The organism is Streptomyces sp. PA03-5A (assembly GCF_033792725.1).
Lineage (GTDB): Bacteria > Actinomycetota > Actinomycetes > Streptomycetales > Streptomycetaceae > Actinacidiphila.
In genome coordinates, this window is the sequence record NZ_JARAVL010000031.1 from 19,786 (window position 1) to 43,229 (window position 23,444).

At 70.4% G+C, this 23,444-nt stretch carries 23 protein-coding genes and 1 pseudogene; 9 read left to right on the forward strand and 15 right to left on the reverse strand.

The genetic code is table 11. The features are described 5' to 3' along the window. Positions 1 to 55: 55 nt before the first annotated feature. Positions 56 to 1,654, reverse strand: coding sequence for a 4-hydroxyphenylacetate 3-hydroxylase family protein (locus PV410_RS31975; RefSeq protein WP_500329245.1), 1,599 nt, complete (start codon positions 1,652 to 1,654; stop codon positions 56 to 58). Between the two features lie 82 nt (positions 1,655 to 1,736). Further along, positions 1,737 to 2,297, reverse strand: coding sequence for a flavin reductase family protein (locus tag PV410_RS31980; RefSeq protein WP_500329246.1), 561 nt, complete (start codon positions 2,295 to 2,297; stop codon positions 1,737 to 1,739). Positions 2,298 to 2,527: 230 nt separating this feature from the next. Between PV410_RS31980 and PV410_RS31985 the strand changes: the two genes are divergently transcribed. Both PV410_RS31985 and PV410_RS31990 read left to right on the forward strand, forming a co-directional pair. Then, a complete protein-coding gene (locus tag PV410_RS31985) occupies positions 2,528 to 3,475 on the forward strand; it encodes a LysR family transcriptional regulator (RefSeq protein WP_500329247.1) in 948 nt (315 codons plus the stop codon). Between the two features lie 290 nt (positions 3,476 to 3,765). Beyond that, a complete protein-coding gene (locus PV410_RS31990; RefSeq protein ID WP_500329248.1) occupies positions 3,766 to 4,257 on the forward strand; it encodes an SPW repeat protein in 492 nt (163 codons plus the stop codon). Between the two features lie 226 nt (positions 4,258 to 4,483). Here the strand turns inward: PV410_RS31990 and PV410_RS31995 are convergent, their stop codons facing one another. Next, on the reverse strand, positions 4,484 to 4,840 hold the full coding sequence (locus tag PV410_RS31995; protein ID WP_500329249.1) for a hypothetical protein: 357 nt from the start codon (positions 4,838 to 4,840) through the stop codon (positions 4,484 to 4,486). Positions 4,841 to 5,158: 318 nt separating this feature from the next. On the opposite strand from PV410_RS31995, the gene PV410_RS32000 reads away from it, so the two are divergent. Together PV410_RS32000 and PV410_RS32005 are read left to right on the forward strand one after the other, a co-directional pair. Beyond that, complete coding sequence (locus PV410_RS32000) at positions 5,159 to 5,590, forward strand: NfeD family protein (RefSeq protein ID WP_500329250.1); 432 nt, start codon at positions 5,159 to 5,161, stop codon at positions 5,588 to 5,590. 3 nt (positions 5,591 to 5,593) lie between these two features. Then, a complete protein-coding gene (locus tag PV410_RS32005; RefSeq protein ID WP_500329251.1) occupies positions 5,594 to 6,634 on the forward strand; it encodes an SPFH domain-containing protein in 1,041 nt (346 codons plus the stop codon). Between the two features lie 35 nt (positions 6,635 to 6,669). Here PV410_RS32005 and PV410_RS32010 read toward each other — a convergent pair whose 3' ends face one another. The 5 genes from PV410_RS32010 to PV410_RS32030 form a co-directional block, all read right to left on the reverse strand. Then, on the reverse strand, positions 6,670 to 7,008 hold the full coding sequence (locus PV410_RS32010; protein ID WP_500329252.1) for a helix-turn-helix domain-containing protein: 339 nt from the start codon (positions 7,006 to 7,008) through the stop codon (positions 6,670 to 6,672). Between the two features lie 435 nt (positions 7,009 to 7,443). After that, the gene (locus PV410_RS32015; protein ID WP_500329253.1) at positions 7,444 to 7,752 is read right to left on the reverse strand and encodes an SCO5918 family protein; all 309 of its coding nucleotides are present in this window, start codon (positions 7,750 to 7,752) and stop codon (positions 7,444 to 7,446) included. A gap of 48 nt (positions 7,753 to 7,800) precedes the next feature. Beyond that, positions 7,801 to 8,199 carry a CBS domain-containing protein gene (locus PV410_RS32020; protein ID WP_500329254.1) on the reverse strand — a complete coding sequence of 133 codons (399 nt, stop codon included), beginning with the start codon at positions 8,197 to 8,199 and terminating at the stop codon, positions 7,801 to 7,803. 44 nt (positions 8,200 to 8,243) lie between these two features. Beyond that, on the reverse strand, positions 8,244 to 9,686 hold the full coding sequence (locus PV410_RS32025) for a DEAD/DEAH box helicase (protein WP_500329255.1): 1,443 nt from the start codon (positions 9,684 to 9,686) through the stop codon (positions 8,244 to 8,246). Between the two features lie 373 nt (positions 9,687 to 10,059). Then, positions 10,060 to 10,263 carry a cold-shock protein gene (locus tag PV410_RS32030; RefSeq protein ID WP_030224351.1) on the reverse strand — a complete coding sequence of 68 codons (204 nt, stop codon included), beginning with the start codon at positions 10,261 to 10,263 and terminating at the stop codon, positions 10,060 to 10,062. A 485-nt stretch (positions 10,264 to 10,748) separates the two neighbouring features. On the opposite strand from PV410_RS32030, the gene PV410_RS32035 reads away from it, so the two are divergent. Both PV410_RS32035 and PV410_RS32040 read left to right on the forward strand, forming a co-directional pair. Then, positions 10,749 to 12,080 (forward strand): MFS transporter, encoded by a 1,332-nt coding sequence (locus tag PV410_RS32035; RefSeq protein ID WP_500329256.1) that lies wholly within the window; start codon positions 10,749 to 10,751, stop codon positions 12,078 to 12,080. 49 nt (positions 12,081 to 12,129) lie between these two features. Further along, positions 12,130 to 12,756 (forward strand): TetR/AcrR family transcriptional regulator, encoded by a 627-nt coding sequence (locus PV410_RS32040; protein WP_500329257.1) that lies wholly within the window; start codon positions 12,130 to 12,132, stop codon positions 12,754 to 12,756. Positions 12,757 to 12,785: 29 nt separating this feature from the next. On the opposite strand, the gene PV410_RS32045 is transcribed toward PV410_RS32040, so the two are convergent. The 5 genes and pseudogenes from PV410_RS32045 to PV410_RS32065 all read right to left on the reverse strand — a co-directional run bounded on the left by PV410_RS32045 (position 12,786) and on the right by PV410_RS32065 (position 16,648). Continuing rightward, a complete protein-coding gene (locus tag PV410_RS32045) occupies positions 12,786 to 13,178 on the reverse strand; it encodes a VOC family protein (protein ID WP_500329258.1) in 393 nt (130 codons plus the stop codon). A gap of 173 nt (positions 13,179 to 13,351) precedes the next feature. Beyond that, a complete protein-coding gene (locus PV410_RS32050; RefSeq protein WP_500329259.1) occupies positions 13,352 to 13,858 on the reverse strand; it encodes a hypothetical protein in 507 nt (168 codons plus the stop codon). A gap of 61 nt (positions 13,859 to 13,919) precedes the next feature. Then, positions 13,920 to 14,438: a GNAT family N-acetyltransferase gene (locus PV410_RS32055; protein WP_499516318.1), complete on the reverse strand. Its 519-nt coding sequence runs from the start codon at positions 14,436 to 14,438 to the stop codon at positions 13,920 to 13,922. Between the two features lie 173 nt (positions 14,439 to 14,611). Beyond that, entirely contained in the window at positions 14,612 to 15,073 is a 462-nt protein-coding gene (locus PV410_RS32060; RefSeq protein ID WP_500329260.1) for a DUF4279 domain-containing protein, read from the reverse strand. A 118-nt stretch (positions 15,074 to 15,191) separates the two neighbouring features. Then, positions 15,192 to 16,648 (reverse strand): annotated as a pseudogene (locus PV410_RS32065) (dihydrolipoyl dehydrogenase family protein). Positions 16,649 to 17,252: 604 nt separating this feature from the next. Between PV410_RS32065 and PV410_RS32070 the strand changes: the two are divergent. The 3 genes from PV410_RS32070 (at position 17,253) to PV410_RS32080 (ending at position 20,088) form a co-directional block, all read left to right on the forward strand. Then, a complete protein-coding gene (locus PV410_RS32070; RefSeq protein ID WP_500329261.1) occupies positions 17,253 to 17,945 on the forward strand; it encodes an alpha/beta fold hydrolase in 693 nt (230 codons plus the stop codon). 233 nt (positions 17,946 to 18,178) lie between these two features. Next, positions 18,179 to 18,817 (forward strand): SDR family oxidoreductase, encoded by a 639-nt coding sequence (locus tag PV410_RS32075; RefSeq protein WP_500329262.1) that lies wholly within the window; start codon positions 18,179 to 18,181, stop codon positions 18,815 to 18,817. A gap of 239 nt (positions 18,818 to 19,056) precedes the next feature. Beyond that, positions 19,057 to 20,088, forward strand: coding sequence for a methyltransferase (locus PV410_RS32080; protein ID WP_500329263.1), 1,032 nt, complete (start codon positions 19,057 to 19,059; stop codon positions 20,086 to 20,088). A gap of 105 nt (positions 20,089 to 20,193) precedes the next feature. On the opposite strand, the gene PV410_RS32085 is transcribed toward PV410_RS32080, so the two are convergent. After that, complete coding sequence (locus PV410_RS32085) at positions 20,194 to 22,551, reverse strand: ABC transporter permease (protein ID WP_500329264.1); 2,358 nt, start codon at positions 22,549 to 22,551, stop codon at positions 20,194 to 20,196. Continuing rightward, on the reverse strand, positions 22,548 to 23,255 hold the full coding sequence (locus tag PV410_RS32090) for an ABC transporter ATP-binding protein (protein WP_500329265.1): 708 nt from the start codon (positions 23,253 to 23,255) through the stop codon (positions 22,548 to 22,550). Before PV410_RS32090 ends, PV410_RS32085 begins: the two co-directional genes overlap by 4 nt. Between the last annotated feature and the right edge of the window lie 189 nt (positions 23,256 to 23,444).

Sequence of the window (23,444 nt, forward strand, 5' to 3'; positions counted from 1 at the left end):
CCTGCGGCCCGGGACCCGAGGGCCCCGGGCCGCAGGACGACCAGGGGAGGTGTCGTCACGGCCGGTCGGCCGCCTCCTCCGGCCGAGGGCCGATGTAGCCCTCGTGGACGTCCTGGCCACGGGCGTACCCGGGCTGGAAGCGCACGCCGGCGTAGTGCGAGGCCTTCTCCGCCTCCTGCGCCCGCCGGCCCAGCTCGGAGGTGTCGCCGAAGCCGAGGACGTCGCGGGCGAGCTGGGTGAGCGGCCCGTCGACCTGGTACTCGGTGCGCTGCATGGTGAGCATGTTGATCAGGTAGAGCGGCGTGCCGTTGAACTTCTCGAACATCTCGTGGCGGGTGCCCCACTCGGTGAGGAAGCGCTCGCTGATCTGCCGGAAGATCTTGATCCGGTCCCGGGCGCTGATCTCGGCACCACGCAGCGCCTCCTCCAGCTTGGGGCCGATGTAGGGGTCGTCCAGCTCGCGCTTGGTCGGCTGGATGACCACGCCGCGGCCGCAGAAGTCGATCAGCTTGTTGACCATGTCGTGCTGGTTCTCGAGGTAGTGGGCCCGGCCGAAGTCGATGTAGACGTTGTTCGGCTTGTACAGCCCGCCCGGGGTCTCAAAACCGGTCTCCTCGGCCGCGAGCATGAACGCGCGGCAGGTCTCGCGGAACCGGATCAGTTCGGCGAGCTGCGACTGCACCACGGGCTGGCGGCTGGTGCCCAGGGCCTGGGTGATGAGCAGTGCGAGGCCGACCATGAGTTCGGCGTGCGTGCACTGCCGGATCTGGGTCTCCAGGTGCACCCAGTCGAACTGCCGCTGCGGGTACCACTTGGCGTGGTCGGGGTTGCCGATGTGCTGGACCTGCGGCCAGGGGATCAGCACGTCGTCGAAGTAGACCATCCCGTCGAGCTCGTCACCGATGGTCGCCAGCGGACGGTCGTAGGGGTCGGCGTCGGGCTGGGCCCGCGATTCCCGAGCCACCACGGTCACGCCCTCAGTGGCCAGCGGCACCATCGCGTAGATGGTCTGCTCGGGCGTCTGGCCGGGCCGCCACAGGTTGCCGATCAGGAGGTTGTTGACGAAGGGGAGCGAGGTGCCGATGGCCTTCCAGCCCCGGACGACGATGCCCTCGTCGTTCTCCTCCATGATGCGCAGCATGGGGGTCTCGGCCAGCGCGTCGTCGCGGCCGCGGTCGAACTGCACGTCGACGAACATCGGCGAGATCGCGAGGTCCTTGGAGGTGACCTCTTCCCACTGGCGCTGGATGTTGCCCGAAAGGTCGCGGCGGGGGCCGGTGAAGCGGGAGTTCTCGGCCCACGGCTGCTGGTCGTCGACCTGGGTGAACATGACGACGTTCATACCGGCCGGCGGGCGGGTGAAGATGCCGCCCTTGAAGTGCCGGAACAGGAACTCGGCGTACTTGCGGCGGCGGACGGCGTCCTCCTTCGACCGCGGCAGGAACCAGTGCATCGACTGGCGCTTGCCGTTCCCGTCGATGAAGGTGGTGGTCTCCTGGTGCTCGGGGTCCAGGTGCAGGTCGTAGTACTCGGCGATCGCCTGGGCGTACCCGCGGGTCTTGGGGTGGGTGGTGACGTCCTCGACGAGTTCGCCCCCGACGTAGACCTTGCGGCCGTCGCGCAGCGACTCCAGGTATTCCTTGCCGGTCCTCATGGCGTGTCTCCCGTGGTGCTGTCGTTCGTGTGACGGTGGAAGGTGGCGGCCTCGTACAGGCGGGCCGCCGGACCGGCCGGCGTCATGCCACCGCCTCCGTCATCGCCGGTACCGCCTCCATGTCCACGCCGCGCTGGTAGCGTCCCTGCCCGAACAGCAGGGGGGAGCGGAGGTCGGGCGCGACGACGGCCCGCACGTTGCCTATGACGACGAGGTGGCTGCCCACGGGCCGTGCCTCGGTCGTCTCGCAGTCGAAGGTCACCAGCGAATCCCGCAGCACCGGCGAATTCACCTCGGCCGGCAGTTCGCTGCCCGCGACGACGTGGTCGTCGACGAACTTCACGGTTCCCTGGCGTGAGCACAGCTGTGACACGGGGACTTGGTCCAGGCTGAGCAGGTTGACGGCGAAACGGCTCTCGCGGTGGATGTCCGCAGCGGTGACCGTGCGCTCGTTGACGCACACCAGCACCGTCGGCGGCTCCAGACAGACCGAGGCGAACGCGCTGACGGTCATTCCCCAGGCGCGGCCGTCATGACGGGTGGTCACCACGGCCAATCCGCCGACCACCCGGCGCATTGCGGAGCGGAACACATCGGCATCCGTCGTCCTTTCCGTCGGCCGCGACGCGGCGTCGAGCCGCACGGTGTCTTTCCCGTACGGGCCGTTGCCGGTATTTCCTGATTCCATCATCCGATCTCTCCAAACCGGCGACGGCGCGGGTGCCACCGCCCAGGAGGGGAAACCTGACGCAGTTTCGGCCGTCCGGGCCGCACCGCTGGACCGGGACGCTATGATCTGCGCAACACAACCGTCAAATGCATATGTTGAATTCGCGGTATTTGCGCCGCGAATATATGGACTGGTCAGGGAAGATGAACCTGCGGAACGTCGATCTGAATCTGCTCGTGGCTCTGGACGCCCTGCTGGCCGAGCGCAACGTCAGCCGCGCGGGGCGGCGTCTGGGCCTCAGTCAGCCCGCGACCAGCTCGTCGCTCGCCCGCCTCAGGAAACTGTTCGGTGACCCGCTCCTGGTGCGGCAGGGCAGGGAACTCGCCCTCACGGCAGAGGCCGAGCGGCTGGTGCGACCCGTACGGGAGATCCTCGACCTGGTCGAGCGGACCATGGCGCAGCGTTCCGAATTCGACCCGGCCACGGACGTACGGAGCTTCTCCATCAGCGCGTCCGACTACGCGACGCTGGTATTGCTGAGCCCCTTCGTTCAAGCGGTGGCCGCCGAGGCCCCCGGCGTGACGATCCACGTCCTTCCCCGATCGAGAGATCCGCGGCAATTGCTCGACTCCGATGTTGCCGAGCTGATCATCGAACCGAAAGAGTTGATGGGCGACACCGGATTCCCGTCGTATCCGTTGTTCGGCGACCAATGGCTGTGCGCCGTCGACGCCGCGAACCCGGCCGGCTCGACGCAGCGAATAACGATCGACGAATATCTCCGTCTTCCGCACCTCGTGTACAGCATCGGGCCGGACCGGCAACTCAACCTGGCCGACCAGCACCTCGCCCGGCTCGGCACGCCACGCCGGATCGAGTTCACGGTGGAGAGTTTCCTCCTCGTCCCCTTCTTGATCCGGGGTACGTCCCTGGCCAGCCTGGTCCTTGAGCGGGCGGCACGCCAACTCGCCGCCGCGACAGCCGACATCCGCTTCCTGCCCCCGCCCGTCGCCCTGCCCGACATCCACGAGAGGATGTACTGGCACCCCCGTCACACCAGCGACCCGGCGCACCTCTGGCTGCGCGAGCGCCTGCTCGCCTCCGCGAGTGTCCTCGGCGGCATGGACGGACCTCACACGCGCCAGGACTGACCCACCCGCTCGGTGGTGCGGGCGGGCCGTCCGTGGATCCCGATCGTTTCGCCCGGACCGTCAGCACTGTCATTGAAAGCATTCATCGCCCTCGGGCGTGTGCGTCGCCGAGGTCTGCCACGTCACCGCCGCCGACGCCCCCGGACGTTCCGGGCCCCCGCCGACCGCGCCCCCGCCCTGCCGGCGGCTGGATCTCCGCGTCGTACCTGGTCGGAAACGACCGGAATCGAATGCATGGGTCCGGGTAAGGGGGATATGTGGAATGACCAAAATGGCGGGAGATGGTCCGTATGTCGCGCACACAACCCGGCATCGAGCAGCACCCCGATCTGCTGGAACTTCGCGCCGATTACGAGCGTGCGACCGCGACCCATCGCGGTCAGGCCATCAGGGCCATGGGTCTGCTCACCGGCGTCTATCTGGCCACGTCACCGTGGATCGCGGGTTTCAACGCGCTGTTGGGCTTCAATGCGCTGTCGACGATCGCCGTCAACAACCTCATCGCCGGTATCGCGTACGCCCTGCTCATGGGCGGGGCGGGGCGAGGCTTCGAGCGCACCCACTCCAAGGCCTGGGCTGCGGCGGTCATCGCCCTGTGGACGATCATCTCGCCCTGGTGCATCGCGGGAGATGTCAGTACGTGGCGCACCATCACGAACAACGTGATCGTCGGAGCGATCGGCCTGGTCCTCGCGCTCGCTGCGGCAACAACGCGTCCCGGTGGCGCTCGCGCCCAGGAGCACGGCATGTCACGCACCCCTGGCGGGCTGGGGCGCGGGTGACGCCGACCGGTCGGCGCGGGCCCGGCTGAGGCCCGCGCCCCGCGTCATCGGCGCGGAGCTGCCTCACAGGGTGCGGTCGACCGGACGGAGGGGCAGGCTGGAGGAGCGGAGCACCGGGTGACGACCGTGATGCCCCGCCTTGGGACAGCGGCGGCTCCCACGTGCACGTGGACGACGAGGTCCTCGGCACTGCGTCTGCCCCTGTGCGCCACGCAATTCTCGCCCGTCACGTCGAAGCCGCGTCGTACTCGTCGAGGGCGGCGAGGACTTCCGCGGGCAGGCTGTTCCTCGTGCGTCTGAGGGCGGCGACGATTCGTGCCGCCCGGGCGTCCTCGTCGGCGTCCTCGCGGGCGATGTCGCGCATGCTGTGCAGGTCGTGGACGCCCAGGGCGCCGGTCGGATGGTCGATCCCCGCCTCGCGGAGCACCTCGTCAACGGCTTCGAGTTCGGCGCGCAGCCGCTCGATCTCGGCCCGCCGGGCGTCGGGGGTGCGCAGTGCGTCCACGATGGCGACGAACGCGGAGAGGTGCTCGTCGGCGATGCCGAGGCAGTCGGCGGCCTCTTCGGCTGTCATGTGCGGCACGCGGGAATCCTCTCGCGCCGGCGCCCGGCTTGGCGGGTAGCCGTGGGGCGCCCGGCGAGCCGCTCGGTCGGGCGCGGCCATGAGGTGCTGATCGTCGACGCCGTCCGTGACGAACAGCGGCGCGCCACTCCACACGTCCAGGGCATGGGGTGGCTGCGACGGCGTGCGCTGCTCGCCCGCCTCGGCGTTTCCCCTCATTCCGGCTGAAGCTTTGATTTCCGGCATTTCGTACGGGTAGGTCACCTAAGGGGGAACTTGGTCGCCGACCGAGGGGGCGCGTCGGCCGGCCATTCACCTACTGCACGCGGCAGGAGGGGCATGGACCCGTGGCTGATCTGGCTCATCGCCGCGGCAGGGCTGGCCGTGGCGGAGCTCTTCACGCTCACTGCCGCGCTGGGGCTGCTGGGTGGGGCTGCGCTGGTCGCGGCGGGATCCGCGGCAGTCGGGCTCCCGCTGCCCTTGCAGTTCGTGGTGTTCACCGTCGTTGCTGCGAGCACCGTCCTGTTCATCCGTCCCGTCGTGCTGCGCCACGTGCGCCGGCCCCAGGCGGAGCGGTTCGGCGTAGAGGCGCTGGTCGGCAGGAGCGCCTATGTCGTCTCGGAGGTCACGGGCATGGGCGGCAGGGTCCGCATAGGCGGCGAGGAATGGACGGCCCGGGCCTATGACGAAACGCTGGTGATCCCTCCCGGAACGACCGTCGACGTCATCGAGATCAGCGGCGCCACCGCACTCGTCTACCCCCAGGAGTGAACCATGGAATCGGGGCTCCTCGTCGCCGGAGTGATCGTCGCGCTCTTCGTCGTCTTCACCGTCCTGCGGGCGGTGCGCATCGTCCCCCAGGCACGTGCTCGCAATGTCGAACGGCTCGGCCGTTACCACCGCACCCTGAAGCCCGGGCTCAACGTCGTCATCCCTTACATCGACCGTGTCTATCCGGTGATCGACCTGCGAGAACAGGTCGTCTCCTTCCGACCGCAACCGGTGATCACCGAGGACAACCTGGTCGTGGAGATCGACACCGTCCTGTACTTCCAGGTCACCGACCCTCGGGCGGCCGCCTATGAGATCGCCAACTACCTCCAGGCGGTCGAGCAGCTCACCGTCACCACCTTGCGCAACGTCGTCGGGTCCATGGACCTGGAGAAGGTCCTCACCTCGCGCGACACCATCAACAGCCAGCTCCGCGGTGTGCTGGACGAGGCCACCGGCAAATGGGGGCTGAGGGTCAACCGGGTGGAGATCAAGGCCATCGACCCGCCGCAGTCCATCAAGGACGCGATGGAGAAGCAGATGCGGGCCGAGCGGGACAAGCGTGCCGTGATTCTCGGGGCCGAAGGACAACGTCAGTCGCAGATACTGACTGCCGAAGGCGACAAGCAGGCCGCCGTCCTGCGCGCGGAGGGCAACCGCACGGCTGAGATCCTCAAGGCCGAGGGCCAGTCACGGGCCATCGACGAGGTGTTCCAGGCCGTGCACCGCAACGACCCCGACCCCAAGCTGCTCGCGTACCAGTACATGCAGATGCTGCCCCAGCTCGCGCAAGGCGCGGGCAGCACGTTCTGGGTGATCCCCAGCGAGGTCACCTCCGCACTGGAGGGTGTGTCCCGCGCATTCAGCGAAGTGCTGCCGCAGTCGCCGGCCACGCGGGAGAAGTCCTCGGACGACAAGGCCGCCCAGGCCGCCGCCGACGCCGCGCGGGCCGCAGAAGCGGCTGCCGAGGCCCTTGCCGACGCCGCCGAGGCCGAGGCGCCCTCGGTACGCCCCCCAGCTGACCCCCTCGCCGGTCCTGGGTGAGGAACCGGCGGACCCTCCGCGGGGTCCAGCCCGTCTCAGGCTGCGCCCGTGGGATCCGTCGATCCGGCGGCGCGGCGGTATTCGGCGTTGATCCGCTGGGCTTCTGCGAGCTGGTCCTCGAGGATGACGATGCGGCAGGCGGCATCGACGGGGGTGCCCTGGTCGACGAGTTCACGGGCTCGGGCCGCGATGCGCAGCTGGTACCGGGAGTAGCGCCGATGTCCGCCTTCGGAGCGGAGCGGGGTGATCAGGCGGGCCTCGCCGATGGCACGGAGGAAGCCCGGGGTGGTTCCGAGCATCTCGGCGGCCCGGCCCATGGTGTAGGCGGGGTAGTCGTCGTCATCGATCCGGCCGAAGGAGTCAGCTGCCGTCATTGCACCTCTTTGTGGAACATGTGGAGGGGCCTTGACGCCGTCCCGCCACCAGGGCCCCGAAGGAACTGCTACGCCTGCTGACGGCCCTGGTCCGCGCCGACCTCTTGTTTCCTCGCAATGGTTGTGGTGTGTCTTGGTCGAAGATATACGGATCCGGCCATGCCAGGCATGGTCCCGCTCCGTGGGCCGGCAGGGGCAGCGCCCGAACGACGGCCGGCGGCACTCCCGGCGGGTGAGATAGAGGTCGGTTCCATGCCGAACGTCGACCTGTCGGCGCGTGAGTACGGGGACGGCCGGGGAGTGCCGCTTGCCGTCCACGGACGGCAGACCACGGGAAGCCGCACCGGGCGCCCCACGCGATGAGGGCTCGGCCGGCATGCGCCGGCCGAGCCCTCATGCCGCCATGGTCGGGCCAGGGCGTCGTCCCTCTCCCGGCTACCCGGCGGTGGGGACGCCGAGCAGGGCCGACGCTTCCTGGAGCGGGGTGAGCCCGGGCGCCGGTGCTGTGGCAGGGAGGGCGCGGCAGGTGAAGCCGAGGCGCGTCATGGCCCGCAGGACCTCGCCGGCGGTGAAGTCACGGCGGTCCTGCCGGGTGATGACCTCGCCCACTTGCATGACGGGGTAGTGGCGGCGGCCGATGATCACGGACTCACCGGTGACCGGCTCGGGCCTGATGCCTTTCATCGACGCCACCACCCCGGTCTTGGACAGGTCGAACGCGAAACGGGCGATGACGCAGCGCATGGTGCCTCGCAGGAAGAGTGGGAAGCGATGGGACCGGTGGGCGACGGGTCAGCGTGAGCGCGTGAGAACACCCACGGCGCAGCCGTGCTCGTCGACGACAGGCACGGCCGCGAGCTGCCGGTGGCGCATGATGTGCTGTGCCTCGGTCATCTTGGTCATTGGCGAGGCGAACGGCCCGCCGTTACCGGCGACCTCCCGCAGGCGGACCCGATCGGTGTAGCCGTAGCCGTCACGGACGGCGGTGAGCTGGGCATGGGTGACCAGACTCGTGCACCGGCCGTCCTCGTCACAGACGACCAGATGCCCGGTACGGGCGCTGGCCATGACCGACAGGGCCACCTCGACGGTCATGTCGTCCCAGACCTGCGGTCCGGGCACGTCCATGGCGTCGGCCACCGTTCCGTGGGCGGATTCCGCAGGGCGTGGCAAGGCGTGTGCCAGGGTCAAGAAGTGCCTCCTGGAGAAGTGGATGGGCGGCGTGACGACACGGACTAGGCCACCGCGTCGTAGGCGGGCCGCCGCTGGGCCGTGCGGCGTGCCGCCCGGCCGGTGCGGCGGTCCTGAGCGGTGGCACGGCTGCGCCCCCCGCGGGAGGTGGGGGTGCCGTCCCTGCGTTCGGCAGCCGGTGCGGTGATGACGACCGGGATGCCCGAGGGGGTCTGCGCGCCGGTGATGCGGATCAGGTCGTCCCCGGACGGGTGGACCTCGGTGGTGTGCGGGCGGATTCCGGCGTGCTGCATGAGACGGGCCATGTCGCGGCGCTGGTTGGGCGTGACCAGCGTGACCACGATGCCGGACCGGCCGGCGCGGGCCGTGCGGCCACCCCTGTGGAGGTAGTCCTTGTGGTCGTTGGGCGGGTCCACGTTGACGACCAGGTCGAGGTTGTCGACGTGGATCCCGCGTGCGGCGACGTTGGTCGCCACCAGTACGGTCACGTGTCCCGTCTTGAACTGGGCCAGGGTCCGGGTGCGCTGCGGCTGCGACTTGCCGCCGTGCAGCGCGGCGGCGCGGACGCCGCTTCTGAGCAGGTGCTCGGTCAGCCTGTCGACGGCGTGCTTGGTGTCCAGGAACATGATCACCTGACCCTCCCGCGCCGCGATCTCGGTCGTCGCCTGGTGCTTGTCGGCGGCGTGCACGTGCAGCACGTGGTGCTCCATCGTGCTGACCGCGCCCGCGGAGGGATCCACGGAGTGGACCACCGGGTCGTGCAGGTAGCGGCGGACCAGCCGGTCGACGTTGCGGTCCAAGGTGGCCGAGAACAGCATGCGCTGCCCCTCGGGGTGCACCTGGTCCAGCAGCGCTGTGACCTGCGGCATGAAGCCCATGTCGGCCATCTGGTCGGCCTCGTCCAGGACGGTGACGGCGACCCGGTCCAGGCGGCAGTCGCCGCGCTCGACGAGGTCCCTCAGCCGGCCCGGCGTGGCGACGAGGACCTCCGACCCGTTGCGCAGCGCGCCGGCCTGACGGCCGATCGGCATCCCGCCGACCGCGGTGGCCAGCCGAAGCCTCATCGAACGGGCGTAGGGGGCAAGCGCGTCGGTGACCTGCTGGGCCAACTCCCGGGTGGGTACGAGCACCAGGGCCAGTGGCTGCCGGGGTTCGGCGCGCTGTCCGGCGGTGCGGGCCAGCAGCGCGAGGCCGAAGGCGAGGGTCTTGCCGGACCCGGTCCGCCCGCGGCCCAGCACGTCACGGCCGGCGAGGGAATTGGGCAAGGTCGCCGCCTGGATCGGGAACGGCACGGTCACGCCTTCGGCGGTGAGCGCGGCCAGCAGCGGCCGGGGCATGTCGAGATCGGCGAACGCCCCGGCGGCGGGCAGTGCCGGAGTCGCCGTGTCCGGCAGGGCGAACTCCCCCTGCGGTGCGGCGGGGCGACGGCGTCGGCCCCCGGGACGGCTCGGGTCGGTGAAACGGTCGTTCGTACGTGTACGGCTCATGCAGAACCTTCCTTGAAGCGGCCGCATCAAGGGATTCCGCTGCGATGAGCAGGACGGAGAATCGCAAGAATGGGCCAAGCAAATGCGATGGCGAATTCAGCCGGCGGGAGAAGTCCGCGGGCCGAGGCGCCGAACGGGTGGGGTGATCTGGTCCGCGTCCGAAAGACCGGGGTTACGGGCGTCGGGGAGCTCTGACGGATGTGCATCCGGAGCCTGACGGGAACGTCCGTTGCCGGCGGGATCGCGGCACCCTCAAAATCGTGGGACCAGTGAGGTCGTCACGGCGTCACCAGGGCAGGGTGCGTCCTGATGTGCAGCAAGCTGGGGCCCGCACCCAAGGTGCGGGCCCCAGCTGCGATGCGTGCGCTCGGCGTCAGGCGGGAACGATGTTCTCGGCCGTGGGGCCCTTCTGGCCCTGCGCGATGTCGAAGCTCACCTTCTGGCCCTCCTGCAGCTCGCGGAAGCCCTGGGCGGCGATGTTCGAGTAGTGGGCGAACACGTCAGCGCCGCCACCGTCCTGCTCGATGAAGCCGAAACCCTTTTCCGCGTTGAACCACTTCACGGTGCCAGTAGCCATGTGGTGCATCTCCTTTGGGGCAGTGCCCGGAATCCGTACTGTACGGACCCCGCGTCGCCGCGATGATTGCCCCGCCAGCAAATGAACCGGAATTTTGGGAACCACAACTGCAACTTATTCGAGAGTAGCATGGCGCGATCGGCTGTGCACGGTTAATAACCGGGCGCCGCCCTGGCGTGTGAGAAACCTCATCGCGCGTCGCGCTAATTTCTCACTTCGCGAGCACAGATATTCAGCTTCCCCGGACAATACCGTTCGGCATGTCGCGCCGCGCACCACGGCCCGGCGACGGTCGGCGCTCCGCCTCGCGTGCCCCCGCGCGCACGGCCGGATCCGGCGCGCCTGGAGGCGGGCCTCCACGGGGCGGCCCGCGGGCGGCCGACGATCCGGTCGGCGTGGCGGGATGGAAACGCATCACGCCAGCGTTAGACAGATCTGTCTAGGGAAAATGAACAGACCGGTCTACTCAAGATGGGGACGGTGGCATGCCCGAGCAGCCCACCTCGCAGGACCGCGGCAACGTGGTCACCACGCCGGCGGCCGATGCCGGCCCGGTCGGCGCGGAGACAGGGGGCCCGGCCCCGCTCACCTCGGCAGCGCCCAAGCGGAGAGGGCGCGTCGCAGGCGGCGTACTGCCTCAGCGCGCGGCCTTCTACCTCCTGGCGTCGATCGTCGTGTCGTTCCTGGCGGGCTCAAGCGCCCCCACCCCGCTCTACGCGGTCTACCAGGCGGAGTGGGGCTTCAGCCCGGTGACCACCACGCTGGTGTTCGGCGTGTACGCGATCGCGGTCCTGGTCTCGCTGCTCACCCTGGGACGGCTGTCGGACCACCTGGGCCGCCGCCCGGTCCTGCTCGCGGCCCTCGCCGCACAGGCGGCCGCGATGGTGGTGTTCGCGACGGCCCACGGCGTGCCGGAACTGATGGTCGGCCGGGTGGTCCAGGGACTGTCCACCGGTGCCGCGCTGGGCGCGATCGGGGCCGGGATGCTGGACATCGACCGCCGCCGCGGGACCGTCGCCAACTCCTTCGCCCCCGGTCTCGGCACCGCCACCGGCTCTTTGGCGTCGGCGTTCCTCGTGCAGTACCTTCCCGCGCCGACACACCTGGTCTACCTGGCCCTGCTCGTCGTGATGGCCGTGCAGGCACTGGGCGTCGTCCTGATGCGGGAGACCCTCACACCCACCCCGGGCGCGCTCGCCACCCTGGTACCGGACGTGAAGCTCCCGAGGACCGTGCGGCGCGCGGTGCTCAACGCCGCCCCGGTCCTGTTCGCGGTCTGGGCCCTCGCGGGCTTCTACGCCTCCCTGGGCCCGGCGCTCGTGCGGACCCTGACCCATTCCACGTCGGCCGTCTACGGCGGACTGGCCCTGTTCGTCCTGGCCGGGGTGGCCGCGGCCGCCACCCTCGTCCTGCGTACGGCACCCGCCCGCGGCGTCATGGTCGGCGGAATCATCAGCCTCGTCGTCGGCGTCGGCCTCACCCTGGTCTCGGTGCAGAACGGCTCGCCCGCCCTGTTCTTCACCGGTTCGGCCATCGCCGGCATCGGCTTCGGCAGCGGCTTCCAGGGCGGCATCCGCACCGTGATCCCGCTGACGGCCGCCCACGAACGTTCCGGAGTGCTGTCCCTGCTCTACGTGGTGTCCTATCTGGGGATGGGAGTGCCGTCGGTGATCGCCGGCTACCTCGTCGTCCACGCCGGTGGCCTGCTCGCCACCGCCCGCGAGTACGGCGCGGCCGTCATCGTCCTGGCACTGCTGGCCCTGCTCGGTCTGCTGACGGAACGGCGCAGCAGCCGTTCGCGACCCGTGATTGCCTAAAGTGAGCCTCGAGGCCCGGACGATGGCACGAACCAGCAGGGAGGCTGCGATGGTTGCCGACAGCACCAGGGCGCACGACGCGCGCGCCGAGGTCAAGGCTCCGGCACGCGAGCGTCTGCTGTCCGCCGCCAACGAGCTCTTCTACGCCGAGGGTGTGCAGAGCGTCGGGATCGACCGGATCATCGAACGCGCCGGGGTGGCCAAGGCCTCCCTCTACAACACGTTCGGCAGCAAGGACGAGCTGGTCCACGCGTACCTGAAGTCCCGGCACGCCGCCACCTCCGCCCGCCTCCTGGCCGCCCTCGAGCGCTTCGAGAACCCCCGCGACCGGCTGCTCGGCGTCTTCGACGCGCTGTCGGAATCCTTCAAGGGCCCCAGCTACCGCGGCTGCGCGTTCATCGCGGCGAGCGCGGAGGCCGAGCCGGGCAGCAGCACCGAACAGGCCTCCAACGACTACCGGGCATGGGTACGGAGCCTGTTCACCGACCTCGCCCGGCAAGCCGGCGTTCCCGACCCGGAGACCCTCGGCCGCCGTCTGCACCTGCTCTACGACGGGTGCGCGGTCTCGGTCCGCATGGACGGCGACCCCGGCGCCGCCGCCGCGGCCCGGGCCACAGCCGAGGTCCTCCTGGACGCCGCCCTGACCCCGGCGCCGCAGGCCGGCCACCGGGGCTGAGGCGTACAGCAGCGGTTCCTCGCCGTCCGCTACGAGGCGGACGTTCGCATCGCGGCTCGGTCGGAGTCGCTGCGCAGGACGCAGAATTCGTTGCCCTCAGGGTCGGCAAGGACCGCCCAGCCGGCGCCGTCGGGATTCCGGAGATCGGCGACCATGTTGGCACCGAGGCCCAGCAGCCGTTCCACCTCCTGCTCGCGCGAGGTCTCAGGGCGCAGACACAGATGGATCCGGTTCTTGACCTTCTTGGGCTCGGGCACCTGGTTGAAGTACAGCACCGGGCCCTCCGCGAGCATCACCTGAGTCTCGCGGTCACCCGGCTTGTCCTCGGGATGCAGCGGACGCCCGGTCACCCCGCTCCAGAACCGGGCCAACTCGTAGGCATCCGCGCAGTCAATCGCCACGTTCTGCAAGACCGAAACCATGCGCGCAAGCCTTCCCGACCCCCACCCCGGAACGCCACCGAGTTCTCAGGCGGACGGCCGCCGGCGGCGGCCAGGGGGCTGAGGACGTCGCGGCACGTACGGTCTGGGCCCGGTGGGCCTCGTCGTTTTCGGCGTTGACCGCCTCAGCACTCTTCCGCTGTCCGAACAGCGGCTCAGCGGTAGTCCTCGGGGTGGCCCTGCATCCAGCGGTTGATCCGGTCGCGCGTCGCCACGAGTTCGTCCTGGTGCGCCTTGAGGTTCTCGAAGGAGGTGTCCGCGCCGAGGAGGTCGCGCAGATCCGTCATCCAGGCGAGGGGCTCGCGGAAGTGGCCGGGGCCTTGGGGATCGGCCTTCATCGCGGCGTCGAGTTCGACGAGTTCGTCGTGCACCCGGGTCAGGAAGTACTCGCACTCGCCCCGGGACGTGGTGGCGGTGCAGCCGGAGTGGTAGGTGGCCTGCAAGGTGGCGAAGGCGTCGCGTACCTTCTCCACCGGTCCCGCCGGCTCGGCGTCCGAAGCAGACGCGGACGCGGACGCCGAAGCGGCCGCCGGCGCGGGGGTGCCGCCGGCTGCCCGGTCCGTGCCGGTGTCCGATGGGGCAGAGCACGACAGCAGCAGCGCGGCGAGCGGGAGGACGAGCAACGTGGCGCCGGGCAGGCGTCGTCCGGGTTCTTTGATCATGGCGGGTACGACGTACGCCGGGACCGTACGGTTCCCGACGGCATACGGGAAACCGCCGTGACTACTGCTGCAGGGCGTAGCGGAAGACGCGGGAGTCCCGTACCTCGAAGCCGAGCCGCTCGTACAGCCGGTTCGCCGCCTGCCGAGAGGGGCGCGAGGTGAGATCCACCGTGCGGGCTCCCGCCGCGTCGGCCAGGCGCACCGCCTCCTCGGTGAGGGCGGCCCCGACGCCGTAACCGCGGGCGGCCTCATCGACCACCACGTCCTCGATCCAGGCCCGCATCCCGGTCGGGAGGGGAAACAGGACCAGCGTGAGCGTCCCGACGACACGGCCGTCGACCCGCGCCACCAGCACCGTGTTCGCCTCTGCGGCCAGGAGCCGTCGGAGCGTCTCGTGGGTCAGCGGCGCGGCGCTGCGGGACAGTTGGGGCAGCAGGCGGGTGAACGCCTCGACCATCTCGTCGTCCGCCTCGCGGACGACCGCAACCTCAAGACTCATGATCCGGTTCCTATCCAGGCTGTCACGGCACCGGACGGCCTCGGCGACGCCCGGAGGTGCGGCCTCGTACGGCCACCGCACCAGTCTTCTCACGATCGGCCCGGGCGGCCATTCCTGCTCATCCAGACGTGGGCGGGGCTGTCGGTGCCACGATCGAGCCGTCCGGCCGCGGGACGGCCGGGCGATTCAGGGGGCCCCGGTCCCGGCGACCGGGTGCCGCCCGTGTGGTCCTGCTGCTTCCGCCTTCCCTGCGCTCAGCCGCCGTCCTCGTCGTCCCCGGTCATGTCGTACTCGTCCACGTCGAGCTCGGCGCCCGTGGCGCTGAGGAAGTCCAGGACGTCGCGGTCCAGATGCCAGCCGAACAGGTTGGGGGCATCCGCGTGATCGGGCTGGTCAGGGTCGGTGTCGTTGTGGTGGCGTACGACCTGGAGAACCGCTCCGCCGCCGTGGTCGGCCAGGCGGCTGGCGAGGTCGGCGATGCGGTCCGTATGGGGCTGGAGCCTGTCGAGAACGCGGGCGATCTGCTCGTCGACGCACAGGTTGGGTTCCCGGCAGACGGCCTTCCAGTAGTGGTTGACCGGAATCGCTCTCGGTGTGGTGCGTCTGCTGCCGCGAATGGACACGTCGTCAGGAGCGATGCCCAGGTGCGCGGTCATCTCATCTGCCGAGGTATGCCGGCTGAACAGCGCGAAATAGGCGTACTGGCCAAGAGGCATCCCGGGAGGACAGCCGCGCGGGAGGCGGGCCGAGCAGGATTATTCGGTGCCCGGGGCCGGGCGTCACACGCCGCGATCCCCCTTCCAGGAGTGAACGCATGCGCCCGGCACCACGGCGTCAGTCACCGTCGCGGTGGTACGCGGCGAGGAGGAAGGTCCAGATCTCGCTGATGGTGGGGAAGCAGGCGACGGCGTGCCGCAGCCGCTTGAGGGGATCTCGCCCGCGACGGCGACGGTCGCGGAGTGCAGCAGTTCACTGACCCCGTGGCCGACGAAGGTCACCCCGAGCAGGACCTCGCGGTCGGTGTCGACGACCATCCGGGCGTGACCGCGGTAGCCGTCGGCGTAGAGGTTGGCGCCCTGCGCGGCGGTGAAGTCGAGGTCGACGACCTTGACGGGGAGACCGGCCGCCGCGGCCTGTGCTGCGGACAGGCCCACGGCGCCGGCTTCGGGGTCGGTGAAGAAGACCTGCGGTACGGCGTGCTGATCGGCCGTGGTGGCGTGGTCGCCCCACGGGGCGTCGTCCAGGGGACGGCCGGCGGCACGCGCGCCGATGGCGTCGCCGGCGGTGCGCCCCTGGTATTTGCCCTGGTGGGTGAGGAGGGCGCGGTGGTTGACGTCGCCGAGCGCGTACAGCCACTCGCCCGGGATCTCGCGGACCAGGCACGTGGTGTCGGCGTCCAGCCAGGACCCCGGGGTGAGGCCCACGGTGTCCAGACCGATGTCGTCGGTCAGCGGGGCGCGTCCGGTGGCGAACATGATCTCGTCCGCTTCCAGTTCACTGCCGTCGTCCAGGATGCAGGTGACCGGCCCGGCGGGGTCGGGGCGGCGCAGGGAGGTCACCCGGACGCCGATGCGGACCTGCGCGCCGGCGTCGGTCAACCCGGCTGCGACGAGCTCGCCGGCGAAAGGCTCCATCCGGGGGAGCAGAGGACGCCTGGCGAGGAGGGTGACCTGGGAGCCCAGGCCCTGCCAGAGGGTGGCCATCTCCACCCCGACCCCGCCACCGCCGACGACGATCAGGCGGCCGGGGACGGTGCTGGAGTCCGTGCCGTGCCGGTTGGTCCACGGCCGGGCTTCCCCGATGCCGTCGATGTCGGGCAGCACCGGGCGGCTGCCGGTGGCGATGGCGACCGCGTGCCGCGCCGCAAGGGTGTGGCGGGAGCCGTCCGCCGCGGTGACGGTCACCTTCCGCGGCCCGTCGAGCCGGCCGTGGCCGCGGAAGAGGTCGGCGCCGATGGACTTCACCCAGCGCGCCTGGCCGGTGTCGTCCCAGTCGGTGACGTAGTGGTCCCGGCGGGCGAACACCCTGCCGGTGTCCAGCGACCCGGTCACGGCCTGCCGGGCGCCGTCGACCCGCCGCGCGTCGGCGACGGCGATGACCGGGCGCAGCAGCGCCTTGCTGGGCACGCACGCCCAGTACGAGCACTCCCCGCCCACCAGTTCCCGTTCCACCACGGCCACCGAGAGTCCCGCGGCGCGGGCGTGTTCGGCTACGTTCTGCCCGACCGGGCCGGCTCCCAGCACGATCACGTCGTAGGTGCCGTGATCCTGGATCCCGGATGCTTCGGTCATTGCTGCCTCACTTCGTTTTCGGTGCTGATCCGCAGGTGGCATCGCGGAGCGTCCTACGACCGGACGCGCAGCGAATACAAGAAGACATCACGCATCATGCGGGCGCGCCACTGGATGAGAATGTCCCTCGTCGCGATCCCATGCCTTCCCTCCTGACGGCCGACCTGCCAATTGGGTGGCCACCGTCCCGACGCCACGTGCAGTACGGCCGCCTTGCGGGCGGAAGAGCATCGGGCTTACGGGCCCAGTGTCGCAGCACCGGTCCGCCGCTGTGCGGATGCCTGGGGAGAATTCCATTCGATTTACTTGTGGCCGGGTTTCACCATCCGAATGGCACGCACATCGCAGTTCGCGGCCCGGACGCGACGCCGACGGACCGGCAGAGCATCCCTGTGCCGTCCACAGTGGCGAACGACTGCTCGACCGGGCTCTGCCGGATGGCGCGGAGCCACCGATCGGCTTGAGATCTCCCTTGTGTGGACACTTTTTGAGCGAAGGCGAAGAATGGGCGATGGAAATCCGATGAATTGGGCGGCATCGCGGATGGCGGGATGAGCGCCGGAAATCGCAGATCGGAGAGGAGGACGGAATGACAACGGATCCCATGAAGGGCGAGCAGGCATCGCTGGTTCTGGTCCACGCGGCCTGGGCGGACGGGTCCAGTTGGTCCCGGGTGATCACAGCGCTGCGGGCGAAGGGAGTGCAATGCCACGCCGCGCAGTTGTCGTTGACTTCCGTCGAGGACGATGTGGCCGCGGTGGAGAGGACGATCGAGCGGGTGGCGGCCGGCCCTGTGGCCCTGGTGGGCCACGCGTACTCGAGCGCTGTCATCAGTTCTGTGCGAAGCGAACAGGTGACGGGGCTGGTGCACGTGACCGGTCTGACACCGGCCGAGAAGGAGACCGTCGCCGACGTCTTCCACCGGGCGGCGCCTGACCCCAGGGCTCCCGCGCTCGAACCCGACGCGCACGGCTATGTGTGGCTTCCCGACACCGCGTTCGCGGAGGTCTTCGCTCAGGACGCCTCGCCGGAGGACCAGGCGGTACTGGCTGCCGTGCAACGGCCGATCGCAGCAGTGTGCATCGGCACGCCACTGGGACGCCCGCTGTGGGCCGACCTGCCGAGTTGGTACGTCGTGGCGGAGAAGGACCGCATGATCTCGCCCGGGACGCAGCGGTTCCTGGCCGAGCGGATGAACGCCCACGTGCGGTCCCTCCCCAGCGGACACGTACCGATGGTGACCGCGGCCGCATCCTTGGCGGCCCTGCTGCACGAGGCGGCTTGCCAACTGCGTTGACCATCAACGGCGTCCGGGCCCCGGATGCCGGCGCACCGGGCGCTCACGCCCTCCCTCGTCCGGGGCCGTGACGCAGGCTACGGTCAACGCAGGACCTGCGCGGCCCACTTGGCGTCTGGCTGGTGTGAGACCACGCAGGAAAGCACTGGACGAGCTCGACGAGGAACGCCTCCTCCGTCTGGTGGCCAAAGGCGACCGCGGGGCGTCCGACCCACCGGCCGCACTCCCTGCGAATGCCGCAGCGGCACGCCGCACCGCCAGGCAGGTCTCCTGCGGGACTTCGGCGACGATCTGCTCGTCCGCGCACTTGTGGCGGAGACCGGCGGTACGGTCACGGCCTGGCGCTCGACCTGAGCCGGCCGGCCGACATCGCCGCCGCGCTCGAGCCGGTGCGGCACGTGGACCGGGTGGCTCTGGTCGGCATGGTCCGCGACATGAACACGGCCCGCACCTATGACGTCGCCACGGCGACGACGCTGGCCACGACGAAGATCGTCGGCTACACGACCGTGGTCGCCTCGCTGTATCCGCGGATGTCCGCGGACGCCTCGGTACTGTTGTTCGGTGGCATGGCCAAGGACTTCCCGTACCCGGGTTCGACCACGCTGACGGCGGTCAATGCCGCCGTGCAGGGTCTGGTGCGTACGCTGAGCGTCGAACTGGCACCGGTGCGGGTGAACTCGCTGCACCCGTGGGCCATCGCGGACAGCCCGTTCGTCGCGGGCAACGAACAATTGCAGGACTCCGCCCGGAAGATGACGCTCACCGGACGGCTCGCCACCATGGCGGACATCGTCGACGGTTGCCTTTTCCTTCTCGAGAACCCGATGGCCAACGCCATTGATCTCACCTTGAACGGTGGTATCGCCTGACGCCATAGGCCGCACCGCTGTGCGGTCGGTGATGCGCCGGCGGCGAGCAGCCCCGGGACCGTTCGGAGCGGCCCGGGGCGTGCCGTCGGGCTGGTGAATTGCCGTGGAAGTTTCGCCGACGTTCTGCCGAACCGGCCGGTGCTGGACGGCGTTTCTTTGATGCAGGTCACATGGCCGGGCTTCTGGACCGAGGTACTGTTAGTTGACCGTTAAACCAGTTCTGATGGGTGTGCTTGTCGATGACCGAGAATCGTCCGAACTCGTCTTCCGAGACCGCGAATGCCGGTGTCCTGATGCAGATGCTCAGCGGCTACTGGGTGACTCAGATCGTCCGGGCCGCAGTCGAGCTTTCCCTTCCGGACCATCTGGCTGATGGGCCCCTTGCCGCAGAGGACATAGCCGAGCGCGAGGCCAGCGATCCCGCGACCACCTACCGGCTGCTGCGTGCTTGCGCTTCCCTCGGCCTGGTGGCCTACGAGGGCGAGCGCCGGTTCTCCGGTACGCCCCTGAGCCGGCTGCTCCGTAGCGGGGTGCCGAACACCCTGCGGGAGGTGGCCCTCACGTGGGGCGGTCCCTCCCACTGGCGTGCCTGGGAGCGGTTCCCGGAGGCCGTCCGCAAGGGCGGCACCCAGATCGAAAGCGCGCTCGGCACGGACTTCTTCACCTACCTCGGCGACAACCCTGCCGAGGCGGAACTCTTCTCGGTCGCCATGTCCGGCATGGCGGAACGGCTGAACGGCGACCTCACCGAGGCGCTCGACACCACCGGCGCCACGGTCGCGGTCGATGTCGGCGGTGGCACGGGGGCGCTCGTGCAGGGGCTCCTGCTGGCGAACCCGGACCTCCGAGGGCAGAGCCTGGACCTGCCCCACGCCGCTGCCGGGGCGCAGGCGGCAGCCGAGAAGCGGGGGGTGGGTAACCGGTTCACCGCGGTCACCGGAGACTTCTTCGAGTCCGTCCCGCCGGCCGACCTGTACCTGCTCAAGATGGTTCTGCACGACTGGAACGACGCCGACTGCGTCAAGATCCTCGAGAACTGCCGTGCTTCCGCACGGCCGGGCGCGCGGGCCGTGGTGGTGGAGAACGTGATCGGGGAGATCGGAGCGCCCGGCTTCGAGCCCCTTGCGGACATGCACATGCTCGCGATGCTGTCGGGGCAGGAGCGTGACCTCCCCGAGTTCGACGCGCTCTTCGCCGCATCCGGGTGGAGGCGCACCGCCGTCACCCCGACGGGATTCCAGTTCAAGATCATCGAGCTGGAGGCGGTCTGAGACTCCGGAACTCCCGCCTCCCGCGCCAGACGACGGGAACCAGCCGACCGGCCCCCACCGCTCCCTGCGGTGGGGGCCGGAGGCATGAGCCGTGAAACCGGCCTCCTACTCGGTGCGCAGGGCCGTGGCGGAACGGGCCCTGGCGGCCCAGCCGGCGGGCAGCAGCGCGCCCAGGGTGGCGATGAGCAGGCCGCCGAGCGCGAGCGGCAGCAGTTCGGCCCCGTGGTAGACGGCGATGACGGAACCGGGCAGGCGCAGCCCCACGCTGTCGCCCATCGCGGGGATGACCCAGCCGTGCAGGGCCACGCCCAGCGGAACGCCCAGGACGCCCGCGACCAGTCCGGTCACGACGACCGAGGTGATGACCATCGCGACGGTCTGACGGGGGGTCATGCCGAGCGCCTTGTGGACACCGAGCTCCCGGACGCGCTCGCGGGTGTCGAGCAGTACCCCGTTGAGCACGCCGAGCGCGGCGACGGCGACGAGCATCAGCGTGAGGACCACGGACAGCGCGTTGAGCGTGACGACCATGTCGCTGCCCGAGTCGAGCCCGCCGGCCCGGGCGGTGACCCCCAGCGGTCCCAGGTGCTTGTTCAGCGCCTTGACGTAGCCGGTCACGTCCGTGCCCGGCGCGACCGCGATGTGATGGCTCGTCTCCGTCAGGCCGGGACGCGCGGACGCCAGGGTCGAGGTGTCGGTGAAGACCTGCATGCCGCCCTTGCGGGTGTCCAGGACCTCACCGACGATCCTGACCGTGACCGGCTCGGCCAGGCCGTCCAGGGTGACGGTGTCGCCGGTGCGGGTGCCGGTGGCGGTCAGGAACGGGGTCGGGACCACGGCCTCGCCGGGCCCGTCGATCCATCGGCCCGAGACCATCGTGTAGCCGCCCCAGGAGGCGTCGCCGGTGAAGGCGATCACGTCGACGGTGCCCGTCAGGCCGGACACGGTCGCCCGTACCGTCGCGGCGCTGTAGTACCTCCCGGTTCCCACGGCGGTCCCGATGGCCCGCACGACCGCGGCGGGATCGGCCGAGGGCCGGGCGGGCCGCTTCCCAGGGACGGGGCCTTGAGGCCCGAAGTCCGGCAAGGGCGCGGGTACGACGACATCGGCGGCGTCGTGTGCCCTGGCTTTCATCACCTGGCCGAGCGAGGCGCTCATCCCCACGGTGAATGTGACGGCGACGGCGCCGAACAGGATCGCCGTGCCCATGGCCAGCGCGCGGGCGGGCCGCACGAAGGGCCGGACCAGGCCCAGGGCCACCGGCTGCGGCAACGGCAGCCGTCCCGCCAGACGTGCCGCCCACCGGCCGCGCCCTGCCGAACCGGTACGCCCCACCTCGAGCGCGTCGACCGTACGCAGCCGGCCGGCCCGCCAGGCACTCGCCCACGCGGTGGCCGCCACCAGGACGAGCACCCCGGCGATCACCGCCAGGTCGACCCAGGGCGCGACGGCCAGGGACGCGGTGCCGTACACCTCCCCGGTCTCGGCCAGCACGGGGACGGCGAGCAGGTGGCCGGCGAGGACACCGAGGGCCGTGCCGACGGCGGCCGGGATCAGCGCCTGCCCCACGTAGGCCCGTACGACCTGGGCCGGGGTGAAGCCGAGGGCCTTGAGGATGCCGATGCGGCGCGTCCCCATGCCGACGGCCGACGCGACGACGTTGCCGACGATGAGCACCGACATGACCAGGCCCAGGGCGCCGAACGCGACGAGGAACGGGACGTAGAGGGCGGTGTCGCGCTCGACGGTCTTCTTGACGGTGAGCCATGACTGTTCGCCGACGGCCGATCCCGGCGGCAGGGCTCCCGTCACGGCCTTGCCGCCCGCGGTGATCTGCGCGTCGGTGCCCGCGTCGGTGAAGCGGTACAGCATCTGGTAGCCGCCACTGCCGGGCGCGGTGAGCGCCGGCATCTGGGACGGAACCACCCAGGCGTCGGCGGTCTGGGTGACCGAACGGGCCACACCGACGACCGTCAGCGCCAGGCCGCCGGACAGATCGGGGAAGGTGATCTTCATGCCCATGGTCGGGACGAGGGAGGAGTCGGCGGACAGCACGATCTCGCCGTCGCGCGTGGGCCACCGCCCGTCGAGCAGCGACACCTCGTCCACGTCACGGCCGGCATCGCCCCGGCCGACCACGGTCATCGGCCACCCGGGGCCCGCCCCGTCGGACCGCGGGGTGACCGTCGCCGTACGGAACGGCCCGGCCGCACCGCTCACCCCTTCGGCGTCCCTGGACGCCGACAATTGCCCGGCGTTCACCTTGCCCGCGTCGAACCGCACGGACAGGTGCGCGCCGTGCTGCCTGGCGAAGGCGTCCTCGAAGGGCGCGCCGGACACCACGAGCAGCGATCCGCCGAGGACGGAGGCCGCCACCGCCATCATCGTGGCGAGCCCGATCACCAGGGTCTGCACCCTGCGGCGTCTCACCCCCGAGCGCACCACCGCACCGAGCGCGCTCATCGGACGGCCTCCGGGGCCACGGCCTGCGATCGGACGTCCTCGGTGATCCGGCCGTCGGCGATCCGGACCGTACGGCCTGTGCAGGACCGGGCCAACGCCAGGTCGTGGGTGACCACGACGATGGTCTGGCCCTCGGCGTTGAGGCCGGCGAGCAGCCTGCTGACGTCCTGTCCGGCCGCCGTGTCCAGGGCTCCGGTCGGCTCGTCGGCCAGGAGCAGCGCCGGCCGGTTCATCAACGCCCGGGCCACCGCGACGCGCTGCCGTTCACCGCCGGACAGCCGCCCCGGGCAGGCGCGGGCGTGCCGGTCGATGCCGAGCAGTTGCAGGAGTTCCGCCGCGCGGCGGTCCGCCGCGCCACGTGCCATGCCCGCCAGGCGCGCCGGCAGGACGACGTTGTCGGTGACGGTCAGATCGTCGAGCAGGTTGAAGAACTGGAAGATCATGCCGATCTTCGACCGCCGGAACAGCGCCGATCCGGCCTCGCCCAGCTGGTCCACCCGCACCCCGTCCACGGTGACGGTCCCCGTGTCGGGCCGGTCCAGGCCCGCGATCAGATTGAGCAGCGTGGACTTGCCGCTGCCGGAGGGGCCGAGGATCGCGACGGCCTCGCCGGGCCGCACGGTCAGCGCCGCCTCGTGCAGGGCGGGCGGGCCGTCGTCGTATCGGCGGCTCACCCCGCGCAGTTCGATCACCGGCACGGTCATGAAGGGCTCCTCGGGTCGGGGCGGTCGGCTGCGTGAACGCTAGGAGCGGGCCCGGCCCGCACGCGTCGCCCACCCGGACCCATTGCGGTACCGCGCTGGGACGATCCCCGGAAACGTCATCCCTGCGATGTAGGCGGGTGATGTACCGGGGGCGCCGGGAATGACCACCGGGACGGACTCCGCGGGTCC

What these genes read in the sequence shown, in the direction of transcription:
- PV410_RS32070 (WP_500329261.1), top strand. Translation starts at nt 17,253, where the DNA reads ATGAAGGGCGAGCAGGCATCGCTGGTTCTGGTCCACGCGGCCTGGGCG.
- PV410_RS32000 (WP_500329250.1), top strand. Translation starts at nt 5,159, where the DNA reads ATGGACCCGTGGCTGATCTGGCTCATCGCCGCGGCAGGGCTGGCCGTG.
- PV410_RS32075 (WP_500329262.1), top strand. Translation starts at nt 18,179, where the DNA reads ATGCCGCAGCGGCACGCCGCACCGCCAGGCAGGTCTCCTGCGGGACTT.
- PV410_RS32015 (WP_500329253.1), bottom strand. Translation starts at nt 7,752, where the DNA reads ATGCGCTGCGTCATCGCCCGTTTCGCGTTCGACCTGTCCAAGACCGGG.
- PV410_RS32040 (WP_500329257.1), top strand. Translation starts at nt 12,130, where the DNA reads ATGGTTGCCGACAGCACCAGGGCGCACGACGCGCGCGCCGAGGTCAAG.
- PV410_RS32030 (WP_030224351.1), bottom strand. Translation starts at nt 10,263, where the DNA reads ATGGCTACTGGCACCGTGAAGTGGTTCAACGCGGAAAAGGGTTTCGGC.
- PV410_RS32085 (WP_500329264.1), bottom strand. Translation starts at nt 22,551, where the DNA reads ATGAGCGCGCTCGGTGCGGTGGTGCGCTCGGGGGTGAGACGCCGCAGG.
- PV410_RS31975 (WP_500329245.1), bottom strand. Translation starts at nt 1,654, where the DNA reads ATGAGGACCGGCAAGGAATACCTGGAGTCGCTGCGCGACGGCCGCAAG.
- PV410_RS32080 (WP_500329263.1), top strand. Translation starts at nt 19,057, where the DNA reads ATGACCGAGAATCGTCCGAACTCGTCTTCCGAGACCGCGAATGCCGGT.
- PV410_RS32025 (WP_500329255.1), bottom strand. Translation starts at nt 9,686, where the DNA reads ATGAGCCGTACACGTACGAACGACCGTTTCACCGACCCGAGCCGTCCC.
- PV410_RS32050 (WP_500329259.1), bottom strand. Translation starts at nt 13,858, where the DNA reads ATGATCAAAGAACCCGGACGACGCCTGCCCGGCGCCACGTTGCTCGTC.
- PV410_RS32060 (WP_500329260.1), bottom strand. Translation starts at nt 15,073, where the DNA reads ATGCCTCTTGGCCAGTACGCCTATTTCGCGCTGTTCAGCCGGCATACC.
- PV410_RS32005 (WP_500329251.1), top strand. Translation starts at nt 5,594, where the DNA reads ATGGAATCGGGGCTCCTCGTCGCCGGAGTGATCGTCGCGCTCTTCGTC.
- PV410_RS32035 (WP_500329256.1), top strand. Translation starts at nt 10,749, where the DNA reads ATGCCCGAGCAGCCCACCTCGCAGGACCGCGGCAACGTGGTCACCACG.
- PV410_RS31985 (WP_500329247.1), top strand. Translation starts at nt 2,528, where the DNA reads ATGAACCTGCGGAACGTCGATCTGAATCTGCTCGTGGCTCTGGACGCC.
- PV410_RS31990 (WP_500329248.1), top strand. Translation starts at nt 3,766, where the DNA reads ATGTCGCGCACACAACCCGGCATCGAGCAGCACCCCGATCTGCTGGAA.
- PV410_RS32090 (WP_500329265.1), bottom strand. Translation starts at nt 23,255, where the DNA reads ATGACCGTGCCGGTGATCGAACTGCGCGGGGTGAGCCGCCGATACGAC.
- PV410_RS32010 (WP_500329252.1), bottom strand. Translation starts at nt 7,008, where the DNA reads ATGACGGCAGCTGACTCCTTCGGCCGGATCGATGACGACGACTACCCC.
- PV410_RS32045 (WP_500329258.1), bottom strand. Translation starts at nt 13,178, where the DNA reads ATGGTTTCGGTCTTGCAGAACGTGGCGATTGACTGCGCGGATGCCTAC.